Raw genomic sequence first — 6,135 nt, forward strand, 5'->3', positions numbered from 1 at the left:
TTTGGTTGTGTCCCTTACAGACTCAGCAGCTTCTCGGCCGAGGCCAGCAGCACGCAGGTGGCCAGGCCGTCCATCGCCTTCTCCAGCTCAGCCGTGGACGGGAAGCTGGGCGCGATGCGAATGTTCTTGTCCTCCGGGTCCTTTCCGTACGGGTAGGAGGCCCCGGCGGGCGTCAGCGCGATGCCCGCGTCCTTGGCCAGGGCCACCACCTTGCTCGCGGTGCCCTCCAGCACGTCCAGGCTGATGAAGTAGCCGCCCCTGGGCTCGGTCCAGGACGCCACCTTGGACGCGCCCAGACGATCCTCCAGAATCCGCAGCACCAGTTTGAACTTCGGCTCCAGGATCTCGCGGTGGCGCTGCATGTGCGCCCGCACGCCCTCGGCGTCCTTGAAGAAGCGCAGGTGGCGCAGCTGGTTCACCTTGTCCGGGCCGATCGTCTTCTTGCCCAGGTGCTTCAGATACCACTCCAGGTTGGCGGTCGAGGAGCCGAAGAAGCTCACACCCGCCCCCGCGAAGGTGATCTTGGAGGTGGAGGCCAGCACGAACGGGCGATTCGGGTGCCCGGCCCGCTCGGCCATGCCCAGCACGTCCAGCACCGGGTCGGCGGTCTCGGTGAGCGGGTGCACGGCGTAGGCGTTGTCCCACATCAGACGGAAGTCCGGTGCCGCGGTCGGCATCGAAACCAGTTCCTGGACAACGGCTTCGGAATAGGTGACGCCGGTCGGGTTGGAGTAGTTCGGGACCACCCACATGCCCTTGATGCCGGGATCGGAGGCCACCAGCTCCGCGATCAGGTGGACGTCCGGGCCGTCGCCGTTCATCGGGATCGGGATCATCTCGAAGCCGAGCGACTCGGTGATGGCGAAGTGGCGGTCGTAACCCGGCACCGGGCACAGGAACTTGAGCACCGGCTCATCGGCCCAGCGGCGCACCGAATCCGCGGTGCCGTGCAGCACCGAGAAGACCAGCAGGTCGTGCATGATCTCCAGGCTGGCATTGTTGCCGGCCACCAGATTCGACACCGGAATGTTCAGCAGCTCACCGAAAATGACGCGCAGCTCCGGCAGGCCGTGCAGGCCACCGTAATTGCGCACGTCGGTGCCGTTGGCATCGCGGTAGTCGGCGGCACCCGGCAGCTCCAGGAGTTCCTGGGAGAGGTCCAGCTGCTCGGGCGAGGGCTTACCCCTCGTAATGTCCAGCGTCAGCTTCTCGGTCTTGAGCTTCGCGTAGTTCGCGGTCTGCGTCTCGTGTTCCGTCGCGAGTTCCGCATGGCTCATCAAACCGAATTGCGTCTGCCGAGGCATCTGACAGCCTTTCCAATGGCGTGGATGTGTGTCCAGGGTTACGCGCATCGCGAACCCAACCGCCCAGGTTACTAGGACGGCTCGCCGAATCGACAGGGATATCGGGACTCCGGAGCGGACGGAACCCCCGGAAACGAAAGGGGACCCAGCGCACCCGGCAGAGCCCGTTGACCCTTGCTGCCTTCCGGCCCTGGGGGAGTTCACAGGATGCGCGCCGCGCTGGATCCGTCGGCCAGTGTAGCGGCTCACCGCGACCGCTGCCGCCCGGGGTCGATACGATGCCTGCGACACGCGGGGTCCCCCGCTCATTTCCGGAGGGGTAAGAAGCACATGACGAGTTCCGAGCCAGGACCGGGCGGGCCGCAGGACCCGCAGAAAGCCCAGGAGACCGCGCAATGGTGGGCCACCCCGCCCACCGGAACCGATCCCGGCCAACCGTTGCAGGGCGCGGATCCGACCATGCTCAACTACGCGGCCGGCGGCGGGACGTACACGCCGCCCGCGCAGCCGATTCCGCCCTCGCAGTCCGGCGGCGGCTACCCGCAGCAGCCGCCCGTGACCGGCGGCGGCTACCAACAGCCGGTGCCGCCCATGCAGTCCGGCGGCTTCCCGCAGCAGCAGTACGCCCAGCCGCAGTACGCCGCGCCGCAGCAGTTCACCCCGCCGCCCCCGGTGCCGCCCGGCGCACCGGGTTACGGCTACGCGCCGCAGCCGCCGCGCTCGGGCGGCAACAAGAACGGCTGGATCATCGGCGGTGTCATCGGCCTGGTGGTGATCGTCGGCGCGATCATCGGCGTGGTCGCGCTCTCGGGCAGCGACTCCTCGCCGCTCGGCGGTGACAAGAAGAAGAATGCCGGGAAGTACACCATGGACGGTGTCACCAACGGCTGCACCGTGATCGACACCTCGGTGCTGAGCAAGTGGGCCGCCAACTCCAAGGGCACCCCCGAGCACTCCGAGACCAAGCCCACCGATTACTCGGGCGGCCGCTTCGAATGCCGCGCAGGCAACGAGGAGACCAGCAAGACCGACAAGTACTCCTCCTCCACCAATACCGCCGATCTCACCCTCGACGTGGCCTTCCTGAGCGGGTCCTCGAGCGCGTACAACCGCCCCGAATACGACCTGTGGAAGACCTCCGACACCGGCACCACCGGCAGCGGCCGCACCTCGGGTGACGTGAGCGGCATCGGCGAGGCGGGCTACTGGACCTCCAAGGTCGACGACTACACCTACTTCACCTCCACCGACTACACCTGCGCGGTCAAGGACGACAACGCCTCGGTCAAGGTGGAATTCCGCCTGACCATGTACAAGGGCAAGGACGTCAGCAAGGACGATCTCGCCACGGCCTGCAAGGAGCAGGTCCGCAAGGCACTCCAGAACATCAAGAAGAAGTAGCCGCAACATCGGGCAGAAGTGGCCGCCGACCACTGCATTTGCTTCCACCAGGGGTGCACCCGGTATATTGCTCGGCGGAGGATTCGCCTAGTGGCCTATGGCGCTCGCCTGGAACGCGGGTTGGGTTAACAGCCCTCAGGGGTTCAAATCCCCTATCCTCCGCTTGCGAAGGCCCCGGCCGGACTCAGTCCGGCCGGGGCCTTCCGTATTTCGCGGTGTCACGCGGTGTCCTCGGTATTGCGCAATGCGTCGGCAACCTCGTCCAGGGCCGAATCCAGCAGCAGTGCGTACCGGTCGGGATCGGGGAGGACGAGCGGGTCGGCGTGGATCGAAACGGTGACGGTGTCGCCGAGGCCGTGGATGCCGTGGGTCAGGTGCATGACCGCGCCCAGCGCCGGGAAGCCCGCTGTGAATCGCACCGCACCGCCGCCGAACTCGAGATCCGCGGCACCCCGGTCGACACTGGAGACCACGGTGTGACCCGAAACTCGTTCGGGGAGCGCGTCGATGGGGGCACGCATCACCTCGCGGTGCAGCAGCGGGGCGGGGAGGACGGCGGTCACGGCGTCCTGCGCGTCCTGGAGGGGGTGCGCGGCGCGTTCACGGCGGGCGGCCAGCTCGGCGGCGATGCGGGCCGCCCGGGCGTGCGGCATCGGTTCGGAGACGGCCAGATCCACCGACAGGTCGCGGTAGCCATTTCTGCCGGAAGAGTCATCGCGGTCACCGGAGCCATGGCGGCCGGTTTCGGCGGCGGGCCGCGCCATGGGGACCTGGGCGCGCAATTCGGGCACCGCGTCGCCGCGTTCCCGGAGGTGGTGCTCGAGCGCCAGGGAGATGGCGGTGAGCGCCACCACCGTCACCGAGTACCCCGGTGCGAGGAACCGGTTCTTGTCGCACACCAGCATTCGCACGGCATGCGCGGCCGGGATCGCGCCGCCGCCGTTCAGGACAGTCGGTTCGGCATCCGGCGCGGGCGGCGGGAGCTCGCCGGTCGCGGTGAGCTCCGCCAGCCGCCGCTGGGCCCGCGCGGCAGCCAGTCCGCGGACGACGGTGCGCGCCATACCGATCGGGATCCCGGGTAGGGCCACGGTAGCGGCGAGAGCGCTCAGCATCGTCTCGCCGATCTTGCCCGGCAGCACTCGGCGAATAACCGGGGAAGACGCCCATCCGGCATCGGGTGCCGGAAATTCGCTGTGTCCGAACAGGGCTCGCGCGATGACCGCGGCCCGGCGGCCGTCGGCCAGGGCGTGGGATAGCTGGAGCACCGCTACGAGCGCCGACTCACCGGTAGCGAATCCCGGGACGCCCGAGACGTTCCGGAAGACGTGCAGCCGCCACGGGCGCTCGTCGGCATGCAGACCGGCGCCCAGCAGCCCGCCCACGGCCGCGGTGACCTTCGCCCATGTCGCCGTGCCGAGGTCGTGATCGACGAACTGAGCATTCGTGAATTCGCAAGCCGCCCAAATCGGATACGCAATGTTTGCAGGAGTATCCAGCACGTGTATCAGCAAATCCGGAATATGCGTGACCCGCTCCGCCACGCCCGCCCGCAGCTCCGCCACGCCGCACCCGGTGTCGGCGAAGCCGTAGAGCAGGAACAGATCGTTGCGGGTGCGCGCGGACAGCCAGTACATGGTCGCGTCCCGGGCGGCCAGGGAATTCACCCGACGACCATAACGAAACTCCATACAGCGCAGCCCCTCTGGGTGCTACCGTTCGTAGTAGAAGCCTTTTCACTGTCCCGGGGGCGGGGTGACCGCAATGGCAACCACGGTACATCGATCCAAGACCGCCGATCGGCTGGCGGCGCAGGCCGACGCTGCGGATGAGCGGTACCGAGCTGCCGCATTCCTGAAAAGATCGATCAACAAGGTCTTTCCGACCCACTGGTCGTTCCTGCTCGGAGAAATAGCGCTCTACAGCTTCATCATTCTGCTGCTCTCCGGCGTCTATTTGACCTTGTATTTCGATCCGTCCATGCAGGACGTGACCTACAACGGGTCCTATCAGCCGCTGCGCGGGGTCACCATGTCCCGCGCCTACGAGACCGCGCTGAATATCTCCTTCGACGTCCGCGGCGGACTGTTCGTGCGGCAGGTGCACCACTGGGCCGCACTGCTTTTCACCGCGTCCATGATCATCCACATGTGCCGGGTGTTCTTCACCGGCGCGTTCCGCAAGCCGCGCGAGGCCAACTGGGTGATCGGCGCGCTGCTGTTCATCATGGCCATGTTCGAGGGCTTCTTCGGCTACTCGCTGCCCGACGACCTGCTCTCGGGCACCGGCCTGCGCGCCGCCTTCGCCGGCATCACGCTGGGCAGCCCGGTCATCGGCACCTGGTTGCACTGGCTCATGTTCGGCGGGGACTTCCCCGGCACCATCATCATTCCGCGGCTCTACATCGCGCACGTCCTGCTGCTGCCCGAAATCATGCTGGCGCTCATCGGGGTTCACATCGCGCTGGTCTGGTATCAGAAGCACACCCAGTACCCGGGGCCGGGCCGCAGCGAGAAGAACGTGATCGGCACCCGCATCGTGCCGGTGTTCTCGCTGGACCAGGGCGCCTACTTCGCCTTCACCCTGGGCGTGCTGGCCATCATGGGCGGGCTGCTGCAGATCAATCCGATCTGGAACCTGGGGCCCTACAACCCCTCCCAGGTGTCGGCCGGCACCCAGCCCGACTTCTACATGATGTGGACCGACGGCTTCCTGCGCCTGTTCCCGGCCTGGGAGGCCTACCCCTTCGGGCACACCGTCCCGGGCGCGTTCTCGGTGGCGCTGTTCATGCCGCTGATCTTCACGCTGATCATCGCCTACCCGTGGATAGAGAAGCGGCCTCACCGGTGATCGGGCCCGGCACAATCTGCTGCAGCGCCCGCGCGATGTGCCGGTGCGCACCGCAATCGGGGCCATGTCGCTGAGCTTCTATCTGATCCTCACGCTGGCCTGCGTCAACGACATCATCGCCTTCAAGTTCGACATCTCGCTCAATGCCACCACCTGGGCCTTCCGCATCGGCCTGCTGACCATCCCGCCGCTGGTTTACACCGCCGCCTACCGGCTGTGCCTGGGCCTGCAGCGCAGCGACCGCTCGATCCTCGAGCACGGCATCGAAACCGGTGTGGTGCGGCGGCTTCCGCACGGCGAGTACATCGAAGTGCATCAGCCGCTGGGTCCGGCCGACGAGCACGGGCATCCGATTCCCCTGGAGTACCAGGGCGCGCACGTGCCCCGGAAGATGAACGAACTGGGCATCGCGGGGCGGCCGGGCACGGGCGCGTTCTTCCGCGCGGATCCGGAGGCGGAGCGGGAGGTCAACGCCGCCAACGACCGCGAGGCCGAGCACGCCCAGTTGGCGGTGCTACGCCGGGCGCAGCAGGACGCCGCGGGCAACGGCCGGTCCGGCAACGGACACCAACCGATCTAGTAC

General features: G+C 67.3%; 3 protein-coding genes, 1 tRNA gene, 1 other RNA gene and 1 pseudogene. 3 read left to right on the forward strand and 3 right to left on the reverse strand.

All coding sequences use genetic code 11. The annotated features are described in order from the left end of the window. Nucleotides 1-14 precede the first annotated feature (14 nt). A complete protein-coding gene (locus NS2_RS18085) occupies nucleotides 15-1,304 on the reverse strand; it encodes an aspartate aminotransferase type Ic (RefSeq protein WP_033088621.1) in 1,290 nt (429 codons plus the stop codon). A 135-nt stretch (nucleotides 1,305-1,439) separates the two neighbouring features. After that, an RNA gene (gene ffs / locus NS2_RS18090) (signal recognition particle sRNA small type) lies at nucleotides 1,440-1,534 on the reverse strand. 100 nt (nucleotides 1,535-1,634) lie between these two features. On the opposite strand from ffs, the gene NS2_RS18095 reads away from it, so the two are divergent. Together NS2_RS18095 and NS2_RS18100 are read left to right on the forward strand one after the other, a co-directional pair. Further along, nucleotides 1,635-2,705, forward strand: coding sequence for a hypothetical protein (locus tag NS2_RS18095; protein WP_071812268.1), 1,071 nt, complete (start codon nucleotides 1,635-1,637; stop codon nucleotides 2,703-2,705). A 76-nt stretch (nucleotides 2,706-2,781) separates the two neighbouring features. Next, nucleotides 2,782-2,867 (forward strand) — tRNA-Ser (locus NS2_RS18100). Nucleotides 2,868-2,923: 56 nt separating this feature from the next. Here NS2_RS18100 and NS2_RS18105 read toward each other — a convergent pair. Further along, nucleotides 2,924-4,369 (reverse strand): WS/DGAT domain-containing protein, encoded by a 1,446-nt coding sequence (locus tag NS2_RS18105; RefSeq protein WP_052086596.1) that lies wholly within the window; start codon nucleotides 4,367-4,369, stop codon nucleotides 2,924-2,926. A gap of 97 nt (nucleotides 4,370-4,466) precedes the next feature. Here NS2_RS18105 and qcrB point away from each other — a divergent pair. Then, a pseudogene (qcrB, locus tag NS2_RS18110) lies at nucleotides 4,467-6,132 on the forward strand (cytochrome bc1 complex cytochrome b subunit). The last annotated feature ends 3 nt before the right edge of the window (nucleotides 6,133-6,135 follow it).

Origin of the sequence: Nocardia seriolae NBRC 15557 (assembly GCF_007990715.1) — a bacterium.
GTDB lineage: Bacteria > Actinomycetota > Actinomycetes > Mycobacteriales > Mycobacteriaceae > Nocardia > Nocardia seriolae.